We start from the raw sequence: 21496 nt of genomic DNA, 5'->3' as shown, positions 1-21496 counted from the left end.
CGGTCTGTCATCGGAAACTCACTCACAGCGTCAGTTCGAACGAGCGTGCCAGCAAGCCGGGTAGTTTCCAGCCGCCGGTCTGCCGCTCGCCCTCCGTTCCATCGTTCAGCAGCAGTTCCGGCTCGGCGTCGAGACGTTCGAGCTCGCTCGACAGCAAACGGTACAGGCTGTCGTCGAAACGCATCGCGTCGACCGGCGCGACGATCTGGCCGCGTTCGACCCAGAACGTCGCGAAACGCGTCATGCCGGTCAACCGGCAATTCATCCGGTCAGAAAAATTCACGTACCAGAGATTGCCGACATACAGCCCGGTATCGAGTGCGGCAAGGATATCGGCGGCGTCGAGATCGCCGCCAGCCATCGCCAGCGACTCGGGCGTTTCGCTGGCGAGCGCGCCGTTCGGCGTCAATCCGTATTCGCGCGCGCTACGGGCGTTGGTCAGTTGCCCGGCGTTGCGGCCGTCGTGAATCAACGGCACGCTGTCGCGCTGATAACCGTCTTCGTTGAAGCGCGGCGTGATATTCAGGCTCAGGTCTTCGGTCATCGACACGCGCGGATCGAGCGCGACTTCGCCGCTGTGCAGCCGGTAAAACGGGCTGCGCGCGGTGGCGTTCGCGCGCGCGGAAAACCCGCCCCACGACGCCGTGCCGACCAGTTCCAGCATCGCCGCCGGCGCCAAATACGTGCGATACCGCCCCGGCGACAACGCGCGCGGCGTGTGTCCAAGCACCGGCAAACGTGCGGCGGCCTGTTCGACCTTCGCGGCGAACACGCTGTCGTCCCAGTGGTCGCCGGTGTACGTGCTTTTGATCGCACGGCCGCTCGGGTCGTACAACGACCAGCCAAAGCTGAAGTTGCTGACTTCGTACCAGCCGCGACTGCCGCGCGACGACGCGAAGCCGCGCACCATCGAGCCACCTGCATAGAAGCCGACGAAATCGAGTCCGCGCCCGCTTTCGGTGGCGATCCGCAACAGTGCGTCGGGCGCGGGCAGCTTGCCGCTGCGGCGCGTCGATTGGGTCCATTGGGTGGCGTCGTACAACAGATGCGGGTCGTCGGGCGCATCGCGCAAGCCGTCGCGCAACGTATTCAGCGCATCGGCGATATCGCGCAGGTCCGTCGCTGGATCGCCGCATACCGTGAAGCTCGAATACGCCTGCCTGGCGCCGTCGATCAGGCGGACGGTCAGCTTGCCTTGCGACACCTGGCCGATCTGCCGAACCTTGCCACCGTTGAAGCGGATAAAGTCGGATTGCTCCGCCGACAGCCGCGTCAACGCCACTTCGTCGCCGCTGAGCAACGTGTCGATCGCATCGGCGAGCAGCGCGAAATGCGCGTGCCAATCCGGCGACTGCGCGTTCGAGGCGAAATCGAAGCCGCTCGATGCATTGACTGCATGGGTTGTGGTCATCGCGCGCCTCCGAATACATCGACATGCGTGAACACGCACGGCGGCGACGCATGGCCGACGCGCACCAGCTGCACCGGTTCGCCTTTGCCGCACATCGACGTGCCGAACACTTCGCGCGTGCCGGCATTGCCGACCGCGCTCAGACTGCGCCAGAAATTCGCGGATATGCCGCGATAATTCGGTTGCCTGACGATTTGCGTGAGCTTGCCGTTTTCGATCAACTGGCCGAACTCGCAGCCGAATTGAAACTTGTTGCGGTGATCGTCGATCGACCACGACGTATTGGTGCGCATCAGGATGCCGTGTTCGATGCCGGAAATCATTTCGCCCAGCGTGCTGGTTCCCGGTTCGATATTCAGGTTCGCCATCCGGTCGATCGGCGCGCGATTCCAGCTCGACGCACGCGAATTCGCGACGCCCGCCATCTTTGCGCGCTGTTGCGACAGCGCGCCACCGAGCGGACGTTCGAGCACGCCATCGCGAATCAGATACTGTTTGCGCGCTTCAGTGCCGTCGTCGTCGAATGCGTACGACGCGGCTTGTTCGCGCAACGACGGATCGAATGTCACGTTGAGCAGTTCCGAGCCGTAACGGTAAGTGCCGAACATCTCCGGCTTCACGAAACTCCATCCGGCGAAGTTGCGTTCGTCGCCGAGAATCCGGTCGAGTTCGAGCGGATGCCCGATCGATTCGTGAATCTGCAACATCATCTGATCGGGCATCAGCAGCAGGTCGCGAGGACCAGACGGACAGTTCGGCGCGGCCAGCAAGGTCAGCGCGTCGGTGGCGAGCCGCACGCCTGCGCCGTCGAACGCGTAGCGGTCCAGCACTTCGACGCCGCCTTGCGCGAGCGTGCCGTAGTTGCCGCCGAGCGTGCGCACCTGCGTGTCGCCGTTCGCGTGCGCCGCGACGCTCATTTCCGGCATCACGAGGCAAAAGCGCTGCTCGATTCGCGCGCCGTCGCTGGTCAGATAAACCTGTTCGGTGCGCGTGATCTGCACGGATGCCGTGCGCTCGACGATCCGCTCGTCGATTTTCGCGGCGGCGCATTCGTGCGCGAGACGCGCGAGCCATTCGCCGCGCGTCGGCAGCGGCCGGTCGGCATTGGGCGAGACATACGCGCCGCTGAGCGCTTCGCGCGACACCGCTCGATGGTCGATCAGCGATGCGCCGGCGCTCGCCAGCGCACGTTGCGTCGCGATATCGAGCGCAGCCTGCAAGCCCGCGATGGACAGATCCGTGGTTGCCGCATAGCCCGCGCCCGCGCCGGCCCACGCGGTCAGCATGGCGCCGCGTTCGCGCTGCGTGCGCAGCGGCTGCGCGACGTCGTTGCGCACTTCGTGGTCGTCGACCTGCTCTTCGCAAATCCGTAAGGACCAGAACGCCGCATTGCTCTTCAACGCACGGGCGGCCTGCGTCCAGCGCGATTCACTCATTGCAGCACCTCGGGTTCGTCGTGCTCCGGCGCGATCATCGACGCTGCGAGCAACGACTGCGTATAAGGATGTGACGGCGCATGCAGCACGTCGGGCGTGTCTCCCGCCTCGACCACGCGGCCGTTCTTCATCACGATCACGCGATGCGCCATCGCACGCATCACCGCCAGATCATGGGTGATCAATAGGTAGCTTAACCGGTACTTCTTCTGCAAGCCCGCCAACAACTTAAGCACCTGTTGCTGGATCGACACATCGAGCGCGCTGGTCGGCTCGTCGAGAATCAGCACTTCCGGTTCGACCGCCAACGCACGCGCGATCGCTATGCGCTGCCGCTGCCCGCCGGAAAACTCGTGCGGATAGCGCAGCATCGATTCTTGCGGCATGCCTACTTCTTCGAGCATCGTCCCCACCCGCGCGCGGCGCGTGCGCGCGTCGATTTCCGGCCGGTGCACCTCGATCCATTCCCCGACGATCTGCTCGACCGTCATACGCGGCGATAGCGACCCGAACGGGTCCTGAAACACCACCTGCATCCGCGAGTACAACGCGCGGCGCGAGTTCGCGCCACGCAAAGCCGACAACGGCGCGCCGTCGATATGGATATGACCGGCGGCGGGCCGTTGCAGACCGAGCAGCGTCGCCGCCAGCGTCGATTTTCCGGAGCCCGATTCGCCGACCACGCCGAGCGTCTCACCGCGACGCAGCGTCAGATCGACGTCGTGCACTGCGCGAAACGTCGAACCGCTGAACAGCGAGCGCCAGCCTTTCGCGGCCGTCCGGTAATCGACCGCGAGGCCTTGCACCTCGAGCACCCGACGCGCGTGCGGTTCGATCGGCCCGATCTCGCGATGCGGTTCGCTGTCGAGCAAGCGCTGCGTGTAAGGATGCTGCGGCGCTGCGAACAGCGCCTGGGTCGTATTGGTTTCGACCAGCACACCCTTTTCCATTACCGCCACGCGTTGGGCGAAGCGGCGCACGAGATTCAGGTCGTGCGTGATCAGCAGCACCGCCATGCCGCGATCGGCGGCTTCCTGTTCCTGCAACTCGATCAGCAGATCGACGATCTGCTGACGCACGGTGACGTCGAGCGCGGTAGTGGGTTCGTCGGCGAGCAGCAGGCGGGGACGGCACGCGAGCGCCATCGCGATCATCGCGCGCTGGCGTTGTCCGCCGGATAGTTGATGCGGGTAGCTGTCGATCCGCCGTTCCGGCTCGGGAATGCCGGTACGGCGCAGCAGTTCGATGCCGCGGGCGCGCGCCGCGTTCGACCACAAACCCTCGTGCAGACGCAGGCTTTCGGCGATCTGCTGACCGATCGTGAACAGCGGATTGAGCGCGGTCATCGGCTCCTGAAACACCATCGCGACGTCGGCGCCGCGAATCCCGCGCATCTGCTGCTCGGTTTTCTGTAATAGATCGACGCCGTCGAGACGGATCTGGCCGCTGGTCTGCGCATGTTCAACGAGGCGCAGGATCGACAGCGCCGTGACGCTCTTGCCCGAACCGGATTCGCCGACCAGCGCAACCCGCTCGCCGCGCCCGATCGTCAGATTCAGTTCGCGAACCGCGACCTTGTCGCCGAAACGGATCGAGAACGTGTCGATTTCCAGCAAAGGCTTGTGCAACGTTGCGTCGCCCATCACTTCCTCCCGCCGAACGCCGACCCGCGCGAACGCGTGTCGAGCGCATTGCGCAACGCGTCGCCCATGAACGTCAGCAGCAACAACGTGATCACCAGCGCGGCAAACGCAGATACCGAAATCCACCATGCGTCGAGGTTGTTCTTGCCTTCCTGAAGCAGTTCGCCCAGGCTCGGCGTGGGCGGTGCGACACCCAACCCCAGAAAGTCCAGACTCGTCAGCGACAGAATCGCGGCGCTCATCCGGAACGGCAGGAAGGTGATCACCGGCGTCATGCTGTTCGGCAGCAGATGACGCCAGATGATCTGCCAGTTGCTCAAACCCATCGTGCGCGCGGCGCGAACGTAATCGAGCGAACGGTTGCGCAGGAATTCGGCGCGCACATAGTCGGACAGCACCAGCCAGCCGAACATCGACAGCAGGATAAACAGCAGCCACAAACTCGGCTCGAAGATCGACGCGAAGATGATCAGCAGATACAGGTCCGGCATCGAACTCCATACTTCGATCAGGCGCTGCCCGATCAGGTCGGTGCGGCCGCCGTAAAAGCCTTGCAACGCACCCGCCAGCACGCCCAGCACGATACCCGACACCGTCAGCGCAAGCGCCATCAACACCGACAGCCTGAAGCCGTACAGCAATCGCGACAGCACGTCGCGGCCGTATTGATCGGTGCCGAGCCAGTTGGTCGCGGACGGCGACGCCGGAAACGGCCGCGTCGCGAAGTAATCGATCGTGTCGTAGTGGTAGTGATTCGGCGGGTAGATCGCGAAGTTGCCTTTCTCCGTCAACTGCTTGCGGATAAACGGATCGAGATAGTTCGCGCGGGTCGGAAAATCGCCGCCGAACATCGTTTCCGGATAGTCCTTCACGATCGGAAAATAGTCATGGCCGTCGTAACGGACCATGAGCGGCCGGTCATTCGCGAGCACTTCGCCGAGCAGGCTCAGCACGAACAGCGTCGCGAACACGATCAGGCTCCAGTAACCGAGCTTCTGCCGGCGGAAACGCTGCCACACGCGTCGCCCAGGCGACACGGACACCGGCAACGCGCCGGGCGGCAGCTTATCGGTCCAGGCTGTTGAACTGGATGCGGGGGTCGACGAGGACATAGCAGACGTCAGCAATGAGTTTGGTCACGAGACCAATCAGCGTGAACAGGAACAGCGAACCCAGCACGACCGGATAGTCGCGGCGGATCACCGAGTCATAAGACAGTTGGCCCATGCCGTCGAGCGAAAACAGCGTTTCGATCAGCAGGTTGCCGTTCAGGAAGGCGCCGATAAACGCGGCGGGCAACCCGGTCAGCAGCGGAATCGCGGCGTTGCGCAATACGTGCTTCCACAGCACGTCACGCTTGGGCGCGCCTTTCGCCCGCGCGGTCAGCACGTATTGACGACCAATCTCTTCGAGAAACGTATTCTTGGTCAGGATCGTGACGATCGCGAAGTTGCCAACCACCGACGCCGTCACCGGCAACACGATGTGCCATAGATAATCGAGCACCTTGCCGAACGCACTGAGTTCGTCGAAGTTATCGGACGTGAGGCCGCGCATCGGGAAGATCTGCCAGAACGTGCCGCCGCCAAACAGCATCAGCAGCAGCACGCCGAACACGAAGCCCGGAATCGCGTAGCCGGTCAGCACCATTACGCTGGTGGCGGTGTCGAAGCGCGAGCCATTGCGCACCGCTTTCGCGATCCCGAGCGGCACCGACACGATGTAGGTCAGCACGACCGTCCATAACCCGAGCGTGATCGACACCGGCAGTTTCGAGCGGATCACCGCCCACACGCTCTGATGGTGATAGTAGGACTGGCCGAGATCGAAACGCGCGTAGTCCCTCAGCATCTTCAGATAGCGCGTCAGCGGCGGTTTGTCGAAGCCGAACTGCTTCTTGATCTGCTCGATCTGCTGCGGATCGACGCCCTGGCTGCCGTGATACGCGTTGCCGCCGCCTCCGCCTTCGCCGCCGCGCTGCTGGCCGTGACGCAACTGCGTCATCATCTGTTCGACCGGGCCGCCCGGCACGAACTGCGTCACGAAGAAAGTCAGCGTAACGACGCCGATCAGCGTCGGGATCATCAGCAGCAGACGTTTGACGATGTAGATAAACATAAGCCCCTCACTTCGCCTCGGCGGTGTTGGCCGCAGCGGACGGCGGCTTGCGATACCAGTAGCTGACGATCCAGTCCTCGCCCTGGAAACTGACCGGCGTCACCGACGGGTAGCCGAGGGCGCTTTTGTACGCTATGCGCGTATCCGGCGCGAAATATTCGGGCACCAGGTAATAGCCGTTGATCAGCACGCGGTCGAGCGCATGGGTCGCGGTTTCGAGTTCGTTCAGCGTGCTCGCGCGCATCACCGCGCGCACCAGCGCGTCGACCGCCGGCGACCTCACGCCCGGATAGTTCTCCGAGCCGACCTGCGATGCCGATGCGCTGCTGAAACGACGCTCCAGTTCTGAACCGGGAATCGTCACGCGCAGATAGATGAACGTCGTCATATCGAACTCGAAGTTGTCGATCCGCTTCTGATACAACGCACTATCGATCTCGCGCATATGCGCATCGATGCCGAGCAGTTGCAGGTTGCGCATATACGCCAGCAGTACGCGATCCATGCCCGGCTGATCGTCGATGATTTCGATCGACATCGGGTTGCCGTGCGCGTCGCGCAACTGGCCGTCGCGCACCGTCCAACCCGCTTCGGCGAGCAGGCCGCGCGCTTCGCGCAGGTTCTCGCGCAACGTGTGCGGCGCAATCGTGTCGGCCTGCCTGACCATTGGACCGAACACGGCCGCCGGCAAACTCGCGCGATACGGGTCGAGCAGCGCGAGTTCGGCATCGGTCGGCGCGCCTTGCGCGGCGAACGGGCTATCGTCGAAGTAGCTGTTGGTGCGCCGGTACTGGCCGTAGAAGGTCATCCGGTTCAGCCAGTCGTAGTCGAACGCGAGTGCAAGGGCATGCCGCACCCGCACATCCGAAAACATCGGCCTGCGCGTGTTGAACATCAGCCCCTGCATCTGCGCGCCGTGATCCGGAAAGAGTTTGCGCTGTAACGCGCCGTTATCGAAGTTCTTGCCGATATAACGGCGCGCCCATTGCATCGAACTGTATTCGACCATCACGTCGGTATCGAGCGCTTTCAGCGATTCGAGCTGCGTGTAATGATCGTGATAGAGCTTGAACGCGACGCGCGCGAAATGGTACATGCCGCGCCGCGATGGCAAATCGGCCGCCCAGTAAGCCGGATTGCGACGGTAGACGATCTGCGTGTCGTTCTTGCGCTGCTCGATCAGATACGGGCCGCTCGACACCGGCGGCACGTTGGTCAACTGATCGAACGCGATGCGCGTGCCGTTGGCTTGCATTGCCCACTTGCGCGAGAAAACCGGCAGGTCGCCTGCGATCAACGGCGCGTCGCGTTCCACGTGCCTGAAGTCGAAGCGCACCCGCGATGGGTCGAGCACCGTGGCGCGGCTGATCACCGCGAACTGCGAGTTGAACAGCGGCGATGCCTGCGGGCTGGTCAGCGTATCGAACGAATACTTGACGTCGTCGGCGGTGATCGGATCGCCGTTCGAAAAGCGCGCTCGCGGGTCGATATGAAACACCGCTGATTTGCCATCCGGCGCCACCTCGACGTCGTCGGCGATCAATGCGTATTCCGACGCGAGCTCGTCCCAGCTGCGCTGCATCAGCGTATCGAACATCAGATGCAGGATGTCCGGCGCCGGCGCACCACGCGTCAGGAACGGATTCAGCGAATCGTAGCTTTGCCTTTCGTCGTAGTTCTGGAAAACCAGTGTGCCATCGGTCGGCGCATTCGGGTCCGCGTAATCGAAATGCGTGAACCCGGACGGATACTTCGGCGCGTCGTACTGCGCGATCGACGCCCTCGCCAACGCGGGCGCGGTCGTCAACGGCACGACCAGCAGCCCCGCGACGAGCGTCATCGCAACCCGCGCCGCGAACGCCGTAACGACGCGCGCGCGCGGGCCTCGAAACCTGTCGGTTGTCATCATGCGTGTCTGGACGCAATCGGCTCGTAGCCGATGCGCGATGCTTCGAAACCGCGCGGGCGGCGGCGGGTAGCCACCGCTCGCGCGGTTCCGGGTTGAAGGCCGGATGGGTATATTGCGAAGGCCGGAAGTTCGCGTCGAAGCTGAGCTTATTCGTCGTCGTTACTCGTCGTGGTTACTCGTCGTCGGACGGTGTGGTCTTGAACGAGAACTGAACTTCGCCGACATACGGCTCGGCATTCTTCTCGCACTTGTACGCCTTGCCTGCGGCAATCACGGCTTCGTTGAACACCGACGTCGGCGGCGTGACGCGCATGATCTTCACGTCGCTGACCTTGCCGTCCGTACCGATCGTCAGATGCGCGATCACGTCCGCCGAAATACCGTCCGTCAATGCCTTGCGCGGAATCACCGGCTGCACCGACTGACAATGACCGCGGCCGTCCACCACGCCATGCAGCGCGGGCGGCGCCGGCGGTGCGGCCGGTGCCGGAGCGGGTGCCGGCGCAGGCGTCGGCGAGGCGATCGCCGGAGCGTTCGGAGCCGGATTCGCCGTGGGCTGGATCACCGGCTGCGGCGTCGGTCGCGGCGGCGGCGGCGTCGGGGTCGGCTTCGGTATTTCGTGCTTCGGCTGCGCTTTGGGCGGCGCCGGCGGCGGCTCCAGCTTCTTCACCTCGGGCGGCGGCGGTGGCGGAGGCGGCGGCGCAATCTGCACGCGCATCTCCTTCGGCGGCGGAGGCGGCGGCGGCTGGAACTTCATGTGCGACACGCCCAGAATCACCAGCGCCTCGACCAGCACCGCAACGCCGATCGCCAGCTTCATGGGCATGCGACCGTGATGCGCCGGCGTCGTCGATGCCCAGAGTGCACCGTGCAGGCGGTTTTGCGGATCTTTCATGTCGATGGCCGGTGAACTCATGTCGTCGGGTTCGTGGCCAATGCAACCGAACTGATGCCCGCCGCGCGCACCAGGTCCATCACCTTGACGATATTCTTGTAGCTCGTGCCTTCGTCGCCGGCAATCGCGACATCTACTTTCTTCGAGTCGTGAACCAGACCTTGCAGACGCGCGGTCAGTTCGTCGGGCGTCACGGGCTTCGAATCCAGATAGATTTCATCCGTCTTCGTCACGCCGATCGATAGCTTGACGGTCTGCTGCAACTGCTCGGCGGTGCTCGATTGCGGCAGGTCGAGCTTGATGCCTGTGCCCTGGATCATCTTCAGCGTCGCGAGCATGAAGAACACCAGCAGGAACATCATGATGTCGATCATGGGGATGATCTCGATGCGCGCTTTCTCTTCACCGCCGAGGTAATGGCTGCGATGGTTTCGCATGGTCCGTCTCCTTGAGTGCGGGCGTCAGACTGCGAAGCGCGATACGAGCAGCGACTTGATGAGGTCGAACTGGTTGACCGTCATCCGGATACGCTTGTTGAAGTAGTTCAGGAAGATCACGCAGATGATCGCGATGGTCAGCCCGCACGCGGTGGCCGTCAGCGCGTGACCGATGCCGCCCGTCACACCGTTCGGGTTCGCGGTGCCGCTGGTGCCGAGCACGTTGAACGATTCGACCATGCCGATGATCGTGCCAAGCAGACCCAGCAACGGGCCGAGCGTCACGGCCGTATCGAGAATCCACAGGTTACGGTCGAGACGCGGCAACTGGAACATGATCGTTTCCTCGATCTCGCGTTCGACCACGGCTTCGCTCTTGCCCTTCACTTTCATCGCCGACTTCACGAGTTCGCCTTGCACGGTCTGCTTGTAGTGCTCGGCCACTTTGGCGGCATCGTCGGGATTGGCTGCATCGACGAGTTTCAGGTCATGTTCGAGGGTCTTGCCGGCACGCACGGCACGCGAGAAGAACATGAATCGTTCGATGATGATCGCGATGCCGAGCAGGAAGATGAACGCGAGGAGAGGGATCAGACCCATCGACTGGATCGAGTAGTTAATGAGGGTATTCAGCACTGCGGACTCCGGTTAGTACAGGCTCAAGCGGCCGTTGAATAACGGTGGGTATCGAGATGCCGGCTGCCTTATGGGTCGCCAGCTAAAAAGGCCTGTCACCCATGCAAAGCCCGTACCAGATCGAGCGCCTGATTGCTCCGTAAAGACGTCGCCAATCCCTTACATGGAACGCTTTGCCTTTTATTTCATAGCCTTACGTAGCGTAACAAAAACTCGCATCCCGAAGGCTTGCGTCGCGCTCGCGCACGCGTATAGCAAAACAAATTGATTTCGGTAATGAACGCGAAGGTGCGCGGCACCTTCAAGATCAACGACGACATACAGGCTTACGCCGACCTGTGGGCGAGCCGCAACGAGACGGTCCAGTATTTCGGCAGCCCGGCCATCAGCAGCACGTCGAACGTGTTCAATCCGCTGACCGGCTCGGTGTCGCAACTCGACCGCACGGTGTCGGCGCTGAATCCGTACAACCCGTACGGTGTCGATACGCCGATCAACCTGACCTTCCCGGGCGTTGCGCAGCGCGCAGACACGGTATCGACGTTCTGGAAGGCCTCGACGGGCGTGAAAGGTTCGTTCACCACGCCGAAGGTCGGCGACTGGGACTGGTCGGTGGACTATGGTCATTCGCAGAGCACGGTCGACACGACGTACTCGAACATGATCAACACGGCCGCGCTTGAAAACATCCTCGGCCCGAACGGCGGCTACAACTTCGCGAACCCGGCATCGACACCGAACGGTCTGAACGGCCTGTTCCAGGACGACAACCAGCAGGCGATCTCGAAGCTCGACAGCGTGACGGCGAAGACCTCGACCGGCAATCTGTTCAACCTTCCGGCTGGCCCGGTCGGCATTGGTTTCGGTACGGAATTCCGTCACGAAAGCTCGCTGATCAACCCGCGCACGTACTCGTCGCAAGGGATCGTCGTGCCGGCGAACGTTCAGTCCGTCGACGGCGAACGCAACATCGCGGCCGTGTATTACCAGATCGATATTCCGATCATCCACAACCTGACGTTCACGCAAGCGGGCCGCTACGACCACTATAGCGACTTCGGCGGCGCGTTCTCGCCGAACTTCGCACTGCGCTTCCAACCGGTCCAGATGCTGACGACGTACGCGTCGTACAGCCGCGGTTTCCGCGCGCCGACGCTGGTCGAAAACTCGCAGGCAACCTACCTCGCTCACCAGAACCTCGTCGATCCGAACGACCCGAGCGGCGTGCCGACCAAGCACTTCACGACGGAACAGATCAACGGCAATCCGAACCTCCAACCGGAGCACACCAAGAACTACAACATCGGCTTCGAACTGTCGCCGGATGCGTCGACCGATATCGGTGCAGCGTTCTACAAGATTCATATCGACGGCGTGATCGGTACCGACGATCCGAATGCCGTGCTGGATGCCAACGACCCGTCGAAGGTCGTGCGCAATCCTGACGGCACGATCCGCTACATCGCGCAACAGTTCGTCAACCTCGGCTCGCTGGATACCGACGGCTTCGACATGAACTTCCGCAAGTCGGTCGGCACGAAGTACGGCACGTTCACGCTGTCGGGCGACTGGGCGTACGTGTGGCACTTCAAGCTGAATAGCCCGGGCGCTGCAACGCAGGACTTCGCGGGTAACAACCTCGCGCTGCTGCAACCGTTCGGTGCGTCGAATCCCCGCTGGAAGGGCAACACGAGCCTGACCTGGGATTACCGCAAGATGACCACGACGCTGAGCTGGCAGTACACGGGTCCGTACACCAACGCAGTGGCAGCCGAGTTCGGCGACGGTGGCACGGGTTCGGTGGCGTCGTATAGCCAGTTCAACCTGATGATGACGTATCGCGGCTTCAAGAACTGGACGATCTATGGCGGCATCCAGAACATCTTCGACAGGGAGCCGCCGTTCGACGTCGAGTGGCAATCAACGCCGGACATCACCGGCTACGACCAGTCGCTGTACACGAATCTGGGCCGCTTCTTCCAGATCGGTGCGACCTACCGCTTCTGATCGTCGCAGCGGGCTTTATCGCAGGACCGTAGGTCTCCTCTTGCCTCTTCTTCGTTGTTGAAGAGGATTGGCGGCGGTGCCTCGCGCACCGCCAGCTTTTTTGCTATTCGGATGCCACTTGAAATACGCAATGAAACCGATTCACGCCACTCGGGCGGCGTTGGCCGCGTTGGCGCTCGCCCTTCTCTCTCCCGCCCACGCCGTGACGATTCCGCCCGGCGTCACGCTCGCAGCCACCCAGGAACTCACGCGGCAAACACCCGTCGAGGCAGAATCGATCGACCCCGCGCATATCGAATCCTGGGCCGCTAATACGATCGGCCTCGACCTGTTCGAAGGCTTGACGCGAATCGCCGCCGACGGTGCGGTCGTGCCGGGCGTCGCGCAATCGTGGAGCCGCAGCGCGCCCGATACATGGATCTTCAAGCTGCGCCACAATGCGCGCTGGAGTAACGGCGAGCCGGTCACGGCCGCCGATTTCGTCTATTCATGGCAACGCGTGGTCGATCCGAAGACCGGCTCGAAATACACGATCCTGGTCGAGTTCGTGAAGAACGCGAAGGCGATTCTGGCGGGCAAGGCGCCGCTCTCCAGTCTCGGCGTGCGCGCGGTCGATCCGTACACGGTAGAGGTCAAGACCGAAGACCCGACCGCGTTCTTTCCGCAACTGACCGCCATGTCGACGATGGCGCCGGTGAACCGCGCGACGGTCGCGAAGTACGGCGACGAATGGACCCGTCCCGGCCACATGGTCAGCGACGGTGCGTATGCGTTGAGCGACTGGCAACCGGGCAACCGTCTCGTGATGGTGAAGAACGACAAGTACTGGGATGCGAGCAAGGTCGCGATCACGAAAGTCACCTATCTGCCGATCGAAAGCGACGAAACGGCAATGCGGATGTATCAGGCCGGCCAGTTCGATTACACGTATTCGATTCCGTCCGGCATCTATAACCAGGTCAGCAAGCAGTTCGGCTCCGAACTGAAGACCGGGATGTTTATCGCCACCTACTACTACTCGCTGAACAACGCCGACCCGGCCTTCAGGGACAAGCGCGTGCGCGAGGCGCTGTCCATGGTGATCGACCGCAACCTGCTGACGTCCAAACTGACCGCAAGCGGCGAGTTGCCGCTGTACGGCCTGATTGCAAAAGGCACGCAAGGCGCGGCGCAATTCCAGCCCGACTGGGCCGCGTGGCCGATGGCGAAACGCATCGAAACCGCGCGAGACCTGCTGAAACAGGCGGGCTATTCCGCTGCCAAGCCGTTGACGTTCACGCTGACATACAACACCAACGACCTGCACAAGAAGGTCGCGCTATTCACGACGTCGGAATGGCGCACCAAGCTCGGCGTCAACGTGAAGCTCGAAAACGTCGAGAACCGCGTGCTGCTGAAAATGCGCCACGACGGCAAGGTGCAGGCGTCGCGCGACGGCTGGTTCGTCGACTACAACGACGCGATGTCGTTCTTCGACCTGATCCGCTGCAACAGCGTGCAGAACGACCAGCACTACTGCAATCCGAAGGTCGATGCGTTGATCGATCAGGCGAACCAGCAGATGGACGAAGCGAAGCGCACCGCGATGCTAACGCAGGCGCACGACATCGCGATGAACGACTATCCGCTGATTCCGATGTTCCAGTACTCGGCGGTGCGGCTCGTGAAATCGTATGTGGGCGGCTATTCGCCGACCAACTACGTCGATCAGCGGCAGTCGCAGGACATGTACATCATCAAGCACTGAGCGCAAGGAGCCTTGCCATGCTGGCTTATACATTGCGCCGCGCGTTATGGGCGATCCCGACGATTCTCGCCGTGATCACCGCGTGCTACCTGCTGCTGCACCTGACGCCCGGCGGCCCGTTCGATTCGGAGAAGCATCTGTCGGCGGCCGTGCTTGCCAATCTCGACGCGAAATACCACATCGATCAGCCGCTGTGGAAGCAGTATTTGCTGTACATCGACTCGCTGCTGCACGGCGATCTCGGCGCGTCGTTCCGTTACACGGACTGGTCGGTCAGCGAACTGGTGTGGAAAGCCCTACCGGTCAGCCTCGGCGTCGGCGGCATTTCGGTGCCGATCGCGCTGGTGATCGGTGTGGCGCTCGGCACGGTTGCGGCGGTGCGCCGCAATGGGGTGATCGACCACGGCGTGATGTTGCTCGGCAATCTCGGCAGTGTGGTGCCGCCATTCATCCTCGGCCCCGTGCTGGTGTGGGTCTTCGCGATCCTGATCAAGCGCGGCGAGCATGGTCTGCTGCCCGCTGGCGGTTGGGGTGATGGCGACTGGCACTACCGCGTATTGCCGATCGTACTGCTCGTGATCATCAACGTATCGACGATTGCGCGCGTGATGCGCGGCAGCATGATCGAAGTGCTGTCCGGCAACTTCATCCGGACCGCGCGCGCGAAAGGTCTGGCCGGCCGCACCATCGTCTTGCGTCATGCGCTGAAACCGGCGCTGATGCCGGTCGTATCGCTACTCGGCTCGCTGTGCATTTCGTCGATCACCGCTGCGGTCGTCACCGAATCCGTATTCGCGCTGCCCGGTCTCGGGCAACTGGTCGTGAACGGCGCGATCAATCGCGACTACACGCTGGTGCTCGGTCTGGTCGCATTGATCACGGCATTCGCGGTCCTGTTCAATCTGCTGGTCGATCTTGCTTACGCATGGCTCGATCCGCGCATCCGGTACTGACATGAAGATTCGTCGATTCAACCTGGCCGCGCGTGCGTTCGTCGCGCCGCCGGCCGATGCGGCGTCCGCAGGCGGCTGTCTGTCCGGCGGCATCGTCACGAAGGCTTCGCGCGGACCGTTCGCGATTGCCGGCATGCGCTTTTTGCGTAATCGCGCGGCATTTGCAAGTCTCGTGATCCTGCTGCTGATCGTCGTCGCATGCTTTGCGGGGCCGCTGTTTCTGCCCAACAATCCGGTCGACAGCGACTGGGGATCGATCAGTCTGCCGCCGTCGTGGCTCGGCATGCATCTGTTCGGTACCGACGAACTCGGTCGCGACCTGCTCGCGCGCACGCTGGTGGGCGGGCGCGTATCGCTCGAAGTCGGGTTGCTCGGCACGCTGGTGTCCGGACTGATCGGCGTCGCGTGGGGCGCGACAGCCGGCTTCATGGGCGGACGCGTCGATGCCGTTATGATGCGCGTCGTCGACGTGATGTACGCGATTCCGTACATGCTGATCGCGATCATGATGATGACGCTGTTCGGCCGCGCGTTCTATCTGGTCGTGCTGACCATCAGCGCGTTTTCGTGGCTCGATATGGCGCGCGTGGTGCGCGGTCAGACGCTGTCGCTGCGTTCGCGCGAATTCGTCGACGCGGCGCGTGCGACTGGCGTCAGCACCCGCGCCATCATCGCGCGGCATATCGTGCCGAACCTGATCGGCGTGGTGGTCGTGTATGCCACGGTCACAGTGCCGTCGATCGTGCTGACGGAATCGGTGCTGTCGTTTCTCGGACTCGGCGTCCAGGAGCCGATGACGAGTTGGGGCGTGCTGATCGAAGACGGCGCCCAAAAACTCGAATCGATGCCGTGGCTGCTGCTCTGCCCTGCCGTCATGCTGTGCGTGACGCTGTATTGCGTGAACTTCGTCGGCGACGGTTTGCGCGACGCTCTCGACCCCAAGGATCATTGACATGGCGCTACTCGAAGTGAAGGACCTGAGTGTGCGCTTCACACGCCGCGAAGGACCGCCGGTCGATGCGGTCCAACGCGTGTCGTTTTCGCTCGACGCGGGCAGCACGCTGGGCATCGTCGGCGAATCGGGGTCGGGCAAGAGTCAGACCGTGATGGCGCTGCTCGGTTTGCTGTCGTCGAACGGCAGCGTGTCGGGCACCGCACTGTATCGTGGCAAAGACGGCGGCGATCTGCTGACGATGAACAACGCAGCGCTGAACAGGATTCGCGGCAACCGGATCGGCATGGTGTTTCAGGACCCGATGACGGCGCTCAATCCGTTTTTGACCATTGAACGGCAGATGACGGAATCGCTGCAATTGCACAAGAAGCTGTCGCGTCGCGAAGCGCGTCGGCGTGCCATCGAGGTGCTCGACACGGTGCGGATTCCCGATGCCGCACGCCGCATCGGCATGTATCCGCATGAGTTTTCCGGTGGTATGCGGCAGCGCGTGATGATTGCGATGGCGTTGCTGTCCGAACCGGAAATTTTGATTGCCGACGAACCGACTACCGCGCTCGACGTCACCGTTCAGGCGCAAATCATCGAATTGCTGCGCGAACTGAATCGCGAGCGCGGCACGGCAATCGTCCTCATCACGCACGACATGGGCGTGGTCGCCGGTTTGTGCGATACGGTGATGGTGATGTATGCAGGGCGCACGGTCGAGCAGGCAGACGCACGTGCGCTGTTCGCCGCGCCGACCCATCCGTACACGATCGGCCTGCTGAACGCGCTGCCACGCATCACCGACGACGACGACCGCCCGTTGCAAACCATTCCGGGCAATCCGCCTTTGCCGGGGCAAATCGGCGCGGGTTGCGCGTTCGCACCGCGTTGTTCGTTTGCAGACGATACTTGCCGCACCACAGTGCCGTCGCTCGATGCGCGTAGCGATCTGGCGGGTGCATTGCGCGCGTGCCACCGTCCGGTTTCAGCCATTCTGGAGGCCGTTCGATGAACCAGCATTCCGCTTGCAACAGTACCGAACCGCTGCTGTCGGTGAACGAACTGAAGGTGCATTTCAGCGTGCCGCGCGGCAAATTACCGTGGTCCGGCAAGGCCACGCTGCGCGCTGTCGACGGCGTGTCGTTCGATGTACGGCGCGGCGAAACCGTCGGGCTGGTGGGTGAATCCGGCTGCGGCAAGTCCACGCTCGCGCGCGCGATCGTCGGTCTTGCGCCTGCGTCGGGCGGCAGCGTCAAGCTTCATGGCGTCGAAACCGTGCAAGGCGCGAAGCGCGATCTCGGCATCTTGCGGCGCGACGTGCAGATGATCTTTCAGGACCCGCTGGCGTCGCTCGATCCGCGCATGACGATCGAGCAGATCGTCGCGGAGCCGTTGATCACGCATCGGCCCGATGTCGCGCGCGCCGATGTGCGCGCTCGCGTGCTGGCCATCCTCGAACGCGTCGGCCTGAATGCGCAGCATCTGCGGCGCTATCCGCATGAGTTTTCGGGCGGGCAATGTCAGCGCGTCGGAATTGCACGGGCATTGATCAGCGAGCCGCAACTCGTGATCTGCGATGAACCGGTGTCCGCGCTCGACGTGTCGATTCAAGCGCAAATCGTTAATCTATTGCGCGACTTGCAACGCGAACTGGCGTTGTCGCTGCTGTTCGTCGCACACGATCTGGCCGTGGTGAAAGCAATCAGCCATCGCGTGATGGTGATGTATATGGGGCGCGTGATAGAGTTCGGCGAAAAACGCGCGCTGTACGCGGCACCTGCGCATCCCTATACCCGTGCATTGCTGTCGGCCGTACCGGTTCCCGACCCGACCGTCGAGCGCGCGCGACGGCATCTGCTGCTTCAAGGCGAGATTCCGTCGCCCTTGCAACCGCCGTCGGGATGCGCGTTCCGCACGCGCTGCCCCGCCGCGATCGACGCATGCGGCGATGCGCAACCGCAAGCGGTTTCCCAGCAAGGTGATGCACGGCGAGTTGCGTGCATCCTGGTTCCCGTTCCTACCGAATAGCGCCTGTTTCATGGGCGGGAGGGAGTTCAACAACCGGGACAGCGGCGAAAGCCCACGCTCGACCGGCCCGAGCTGATGGTCTGGTGATGGTCCAAAAGCAACAAGCCCGTTCAAGTTCCCATGAACGGGCTTTGTCTGGCGGAGTGGACGGGACACGAACCCGCGCCCCCCGGCGTGACAGGCCGTATCATATAGGCTGCGACGCCGGACTGGCATGGCGTGTGACTCCTGAGTAACGGAACACCACTCGCGGAACACCACTCGCGAAATGGTATATCGATACGTATATCACGACCACATCAAGTCAAATATTTATTGAAAATCAACAATTTGTGCAACTGATGAAAATCGCCACCTGGAACGTCAACTCCCTCAAAGTTCGCCAGCAACACGTCATCGACTGGCTCGCGAGCAGCGGCACCGACGTGCTGTGCCTGCAGGAACTGAAGCTTCCCGACGAAAAATTTCCGCGCGCCGAACTCGAGGCGGTCGGCTATCGAAGCTGGTACGCGGGTCAGAAAACCTATAACGGTGTCGGCATTCTGGTGCGCGAAGGTTTGAACGTCGACGAAAGCAGCATCGTGCGCAACATCCCCGGTTTCGAGGACCCGCAGCAACGCGTGATCGCGGCGACCATCGATGGCGTGCGCATCATCTCCGCGTATTTCCCCAACGGCCAGGCGCCCGGCACCGACAAGTTCGCGTACAAGCTGCGCTGGCTCGACGCGCTGCACGACTGGCTCGCAACCGAGATGACGCTGCATCCGAAGCTCGCCTTGCTCGGCGACTACAACATCGCGCCCGACGATCGCGACGTGCACGATCCAAAGGCATGGGAAGGTCAGAATCTGGTGTCGCCCGAGGAACGCGCGGCGTTCGTGCGACTGATCGGCCTCGGCCTGCTCGACGCGTTCCGCCAGTTCGAGCAGCAGGAAAAAATCTATTCGTGGTGGGACTACCGGATGATGGCGTTCCGTCGCAACGCGGGACTGCGCATCGATCACATCCTGCTGTCGAAGGCATTGGCCGACATCTGCTCAGCGTGCGACATCGACAAGGTGCCGCGCAAGTGGGAGCAGCCGTCGGATCACGCGCCAGTGTTCGCGCAGCTGGGCTGATCCGGAATACAGCGACGAAACGAGGCAGCGCTGCCTCGCGTCCCTATTGCTTCAAGCGCCGCCCAGCACACCCCACAGGAACCCGAACACCATCGCATCATGCTCGGCCTGCTCCAGCTCATCGGAGCCGCCGTGGCCGCCTTCCGTATTCTCCCGATACCACACGTGCTGCGCGCCCAGCGCCTGCATGCGCGCGGCCATTTTGCGCGCGTGGCCGGGATGCACGCGATCGTCGGCGGTCGACGTCGTGAATAGCACCGGCGGATACGCGACACCCGCCGCGAGGTTGTGATACGGCGAATACGCGGCGAGCGCACGCGCTTCATCGGGTTCGTCGGGGTCGCCGTACTCGTCGATCCACGAGGCGCCCGCATGCAGCAAGTGATAGCGGCTCATATCGAGCAACGGCACCTCGCAGACGACCGCGCCGAATAGCTGCGGCCACTGCACCATGCAGGCGGCCACGAGCAAACCGCCGTTGCTGCCGCCCTGAATGCCGAGCTGTGCGGCGCTCGTCACGCCGGTCGCGATCAGCGCCTCGGCGACCGCGATGAAATCATCGAACGCGCGCTGGCGATACTCGCCTTGCGCCGCCGTGTGCCAGCGCGTGCCGAACTCGCCGCCGCCGCGAATATGCGCGACCACGTACACGCCGCCGCGTTCGAGCCAGCCGATGCCCTGCCCCGTCAGATAGCTCGGCAGCAGCGGAATCGCGAAGCCGCCGTAGCCGCTCAGCAGACAGGGGCGCGTCGGGCTTTCATCGCCCGGCGATGATTGCGCTTCCTTCGGCCCAATCACCGTGTAGGGTACGCGCGTGCCATCGGCCGATACCGCATGTCCGCGCGTCACCGCAACGCGCGTCGCGTCGAACTGCGTCGGCCAACGGTCGAGCAACTCCCATTCGCCGGGCTCCTCGAGCGCGAGATCGGAGAGCCAGTAGGCGGGCGGTTGCAGATAATCGTCGGTGTCGACGAACACTTCGTCGTTCAATGTCGACTCGACGGGCGACACGTCGACCTGCGCATCGCCGCGCGACGCGAACACGCGCTCACGCCACTGCCAGGTGCCGTCCTCGCGCTGCGACGGCGTCCAGATCAGCGTCTTGCCGCGCACGTCGTCGAGATACGACACGATCAGATGATGGCGCGTATGCGACCACTCGCAGGCCGAGGTCAGCGGCGTCGGCGTGAAGAGCGGCGTCACGTCGCGCTCGCCGCGCAAAAACGCGTCCTCGCGAATCGCGAGCAGCGCGCCGCCCGGATAGCGCGCGAGATTGCCGTCCCACTCGCATTCCCAATCGAGCCGCGGCTCGAGCAACAGCCAGCCCTGCCAAGCCCCCACCGCGACGTGCGACGGCACTTCGTAACGATGCCAGGCGTCGCTAGCGTCGTCGAGGTAATACGTGTGCGAATCGAAAAAGTCGACGCTGCTCGTCACCGTATGCCGGCGATCGACCGGATCGTAATGCGCCTCCACGCCGATGTCGCCAAACTCGCCGCGAAACACGACGGGCGCATCGGCGAGCGCCGTACCGCGGGTCCAGCGCCGCACGTCGCGCGGATAACCGGAGCGCGTCAGCGTCTTGCGCCCATTGTCCCAGCCGACGTACAGCGTATCGCGATCGATCCACGACACCGTGTGCTTGCCCGCCTTCGCAATCGCGAAGCCATCGTCGACGAAACGCCGCGCGTCGAGATCGAACTCGCGCACGACGAGCGCATCCGAACCGCCCGGCGACATCGTGATCAGCGCGCGGTCGCCGTCCGGATAAAGGATGTCGAGATCGACGCAGACCCACGGCGTGCCGTCGGCCGCGCCGAGCGCGTCGAAGTCGAGCAGGTTCTGCCACACCGGCGCGCCGTTGCGCCATGCGGCCCACGAAGTGCGTCGCCAGATACCGCGCGGATTGCGCTCGTCCTGCCACAAATCGTAGGCCCAGTCCTTCCAGCGATCCGGAATCACCGGACGCTCGCGCGGCAGATAGGCATCGGCGAGCCGCCGTCTGAGCGTGTCGAACGACTCGCCGCTGCACCACGCCACGCGGGTGCGCGCATTCTGCGCGTCGACCCATGCGAGTGCGTCAGCGTCGTACAGCTCTTCGAGCGACAGGAAAGGATCGGGGGAAAGCGGCCACTCGAACGGGGCGGGAGAAGCTGAAGAAGCTGGCATCGTCGGCTGTTGGATCGGAACAGCGTTGATTATGCCTCGTGCGCGG

The 21496-nt window shown here is 63.0% G+C and carries 16 protein-coding genes and 1 pseudogene; 7 read left to right on the top strand and 10 right to left on the bottom strand.

All coding sequences use genetic code 11. The features are described from left to right. Window positions 1-22: 22 nt before the first annotated feature. From OKW35_RS34195 to OKW35_RS34155, 9 genes are all read right to left on the bottom strand, one after another. Window positions 23-1411: a TldD/PmbA family protein gene (locus OKW35_RS34195; protein ID WP_429554407.1), complete on the bottom strand. Its 1389-nt coding sequence runs from the start codon at window positions 1409-1411 to the stop codon at window positions 23-25. After that, window positions 1408-2847, bottom strand: a complete 1440-nt coding sequence (locus OKW35_RS34190) for a TldD/PmbA family protein (RefSeq protein WP_429554406.1) — start codon at window positions 2845-2847, stop codon at window positions 1408-1410. Before OKW35_RS34190 ends, OKW35_RS34195 begins: the two co-directional genes overlap by 4 nt. Further along, window positions 2844-4490 carry an ABC transporter ATP-binding protein gene (locus tag OKW35_RS34185; protein WP_429554405.1) on the bottom strand — a complete coding sequence of 549 codons (1647 nt, stop codon included), beginning with the start codon at window positions 4488-4490 and terminating at the stop codon, window positions 2844-2846. Before OKW35_RS34185 ends, OKW35_RS34190 begins: the two co-directional genes overlap by 4 nt. Beyond that, window positions 4490-5602, bottom strand: a complete 1113-nt coding sequence (locus OKW35_RS34180) for an ABC transporter permease (protein WP_184067482.1) — start codon at window positions 5600-5602, stop codon at window positions 4490-4492. The genes OKW35_RS34185 and OKW35_RS34180 overlap by 1 nt, the downstream gene beginning before the upstream one ends. Next, window positions 5556-6608, bottom strand: a complete 1053-nt coding sequence (locus OKW35_RS34175; protein ID WP_429405175.1) for a microcin C ABC transporter permease YejB — start codon at window positions 6606-6608, stop codon at window positions 5556-5558. The genes OKW35_RS34180 and OKW35_RS34175 overlap by 47 nt, the downstream gene beginning before the upstream one ends. 7 nt (window positions 6609-6615) lie before the next feature. Beyond that, the gene (locus OKW35_RS34170; protein ID WP_184064147.1) at window positions 6616-8514 is read right to left on the bottom strand and encodes an extracellular solute-binding protein; all 1899 of its coding nucleotides are present in this window, start codon (window positions 8512-8514) and stop codon (window positions 6616-6618) included. A 175-nt stretch (window positions 8515-8689) separates the two neighbouring features. Beyond that, window positions 8690-9433 (bottom strand): energy transducer TonB, encoded by a 744-nt coding sequence (locus OKW35_RS34165; protein WP_429405173.1) that lies wholly within the window; start codon window positions 9431-9433, stop codon window positions 8690-8692. Further along, window positions 9430-9849 (bottom strand): ExbD/TolR family protein, encoded by a 420-nt coding sequence (locus OKW35_RS34160; RefSeq protein ID WP_090800842.1) that lies wholly within the window; start codon window positions 9847-9849, stop codon window positions 9430-9432. The genes OKW35_RS34165 and OKW35_RS34160 overlap by 4 nt, the downstream gene beginning before the upstream one ends. A 24-nt stretch (window positions 9850-9873) precedes the next feature. Next, entirely contained in the window at window positions 9874-10485 is a 612-nt protein-coding gene (locus tag OKW35_RS34155) for a MotA/TolQ/ExbB proton channel family protein (protein WP_184063922.1), read from the bottom strand. Between the two features lie 276 nt (window positions 10486-10761). Here OKW35_RS34155 and OKW35_RS34150 point away from each other — a divergent pair. From OKW35_RS34150 to xth, 7 genes and pseudogenes are all read left to right on the top strand, one after another. Continuing rightward, window positions 10762-12492: pseudogene (locus tag OKW35_RS34150) on the top strand (TonB-dependent receptor); the annotation flags it as partial. Window positions 12493-12622: 130 nt separating this feature from the next. Next, a complete protein-coding gene (locus OKW35_RS34145; protein ID WP_429554404.1) occupies window positions 12623-14239 on the top strand; it encodes a peptide ABC transporter substrate-binding protein in 1617 nt (538 codons plus the stop codon). Between the two features lie 17 nt (window positions 14240-14256). Continuing rightward, the gene (locus OKW35_RS34140; RefSeq protein WP_429489490.1) at window positions 14257-15192 is read left to right on the top strand and encodes an ABC transporter permease subunit; all 936 of its coding nucleotides are present in this window, start codon (window positions 14257-14259) and stop codon (window positions 15190-15192) included. 1 nt (window position 15193) lies between these two features. Further along, window positions 15194-16144: an ABC transporter permease gene (locus OKW35_RS34135; protein ID WP_409340029.1), complete on the top strand. Its 951-nt coding sequence runs from the start codon at window positions 15194-15196 to the stop codon at window positions 16142-16144. A gap of 1 nt (window position 16145) precedes the next feature. Next, window positions 16146-17147: an ABC transporter ATP-binding protein gene (locus OKW35_RS34130; protein ID WP_429554403.1), complete on the top strand. Its 1002-nt coding sequence runs from the start codon at window positions 16146-16148 to the stop codon at window positions 17145-17147. Next, window positions 17144-18163 (top strand): ABC transporter ATP-binding protein, encoded by a 1020-nt coding sequence (locus OKW35_RS34125; RefSeq protein WP_429554402.1) that lies wholly within the window; start codon window positions 17144-17146, stop codon window positions 18161-18163. The genes OKW35_RS34130 and OKW35_RS34125 overlap by 4 nt, the downstream gene beginning before the upstream one ends. Before the next feature lie 341 nt (window positions 18164-18504). After that, window positions 18505-19281 carry an exodeoxyribonuclease III gene (gene xth / locus OKW35_RS34120; RefSeq protein WP_090800854.1) on the top strand — a complete coding sequence of 259 codons (777 nt, stop codon included), beginning with the start codon at window positions 18505-18507 and terminating at the stop codon, window positions 19279-19281. Between the two features lie 51 nt (window positions 19282-19332). On the opposite strand, the gene OKW35_RS34115 is transcribed toward xth, so the two are convergent. Then, the gene (locus OKW35_RS34115) at window positions 19333-21450 is read right to left on the bottom strand and encodes a prolyl oligopeptidase family serine peptidase (RefSeq protein ID WP_429554401.1); all 2118 of its coding nucleotides are present in this window, start codon (window positions 21448-21450) and stop codon (window positions 19333-19335) included. Window positions 21451-21496 lie beyond the last annotated feature (46 nt).

The sequence above is a fragment of the Paraburkholderia sp. MM5477-R1 genome (assembly GCF_050436385.1).
Classification (GTDB): domain Bacteria; phylum Pseudomonadota; class Gammaproteobacteria; order Burkholderiales; family Burkholderiaceae; genus Paraburkholderia; species Paraburkholderia tuberum.
The sequence above is the reverse complement of the archived record's forward strand: the minus strand, read 5'-3'. Positions and strand labels throughout refer to the sequence as shown.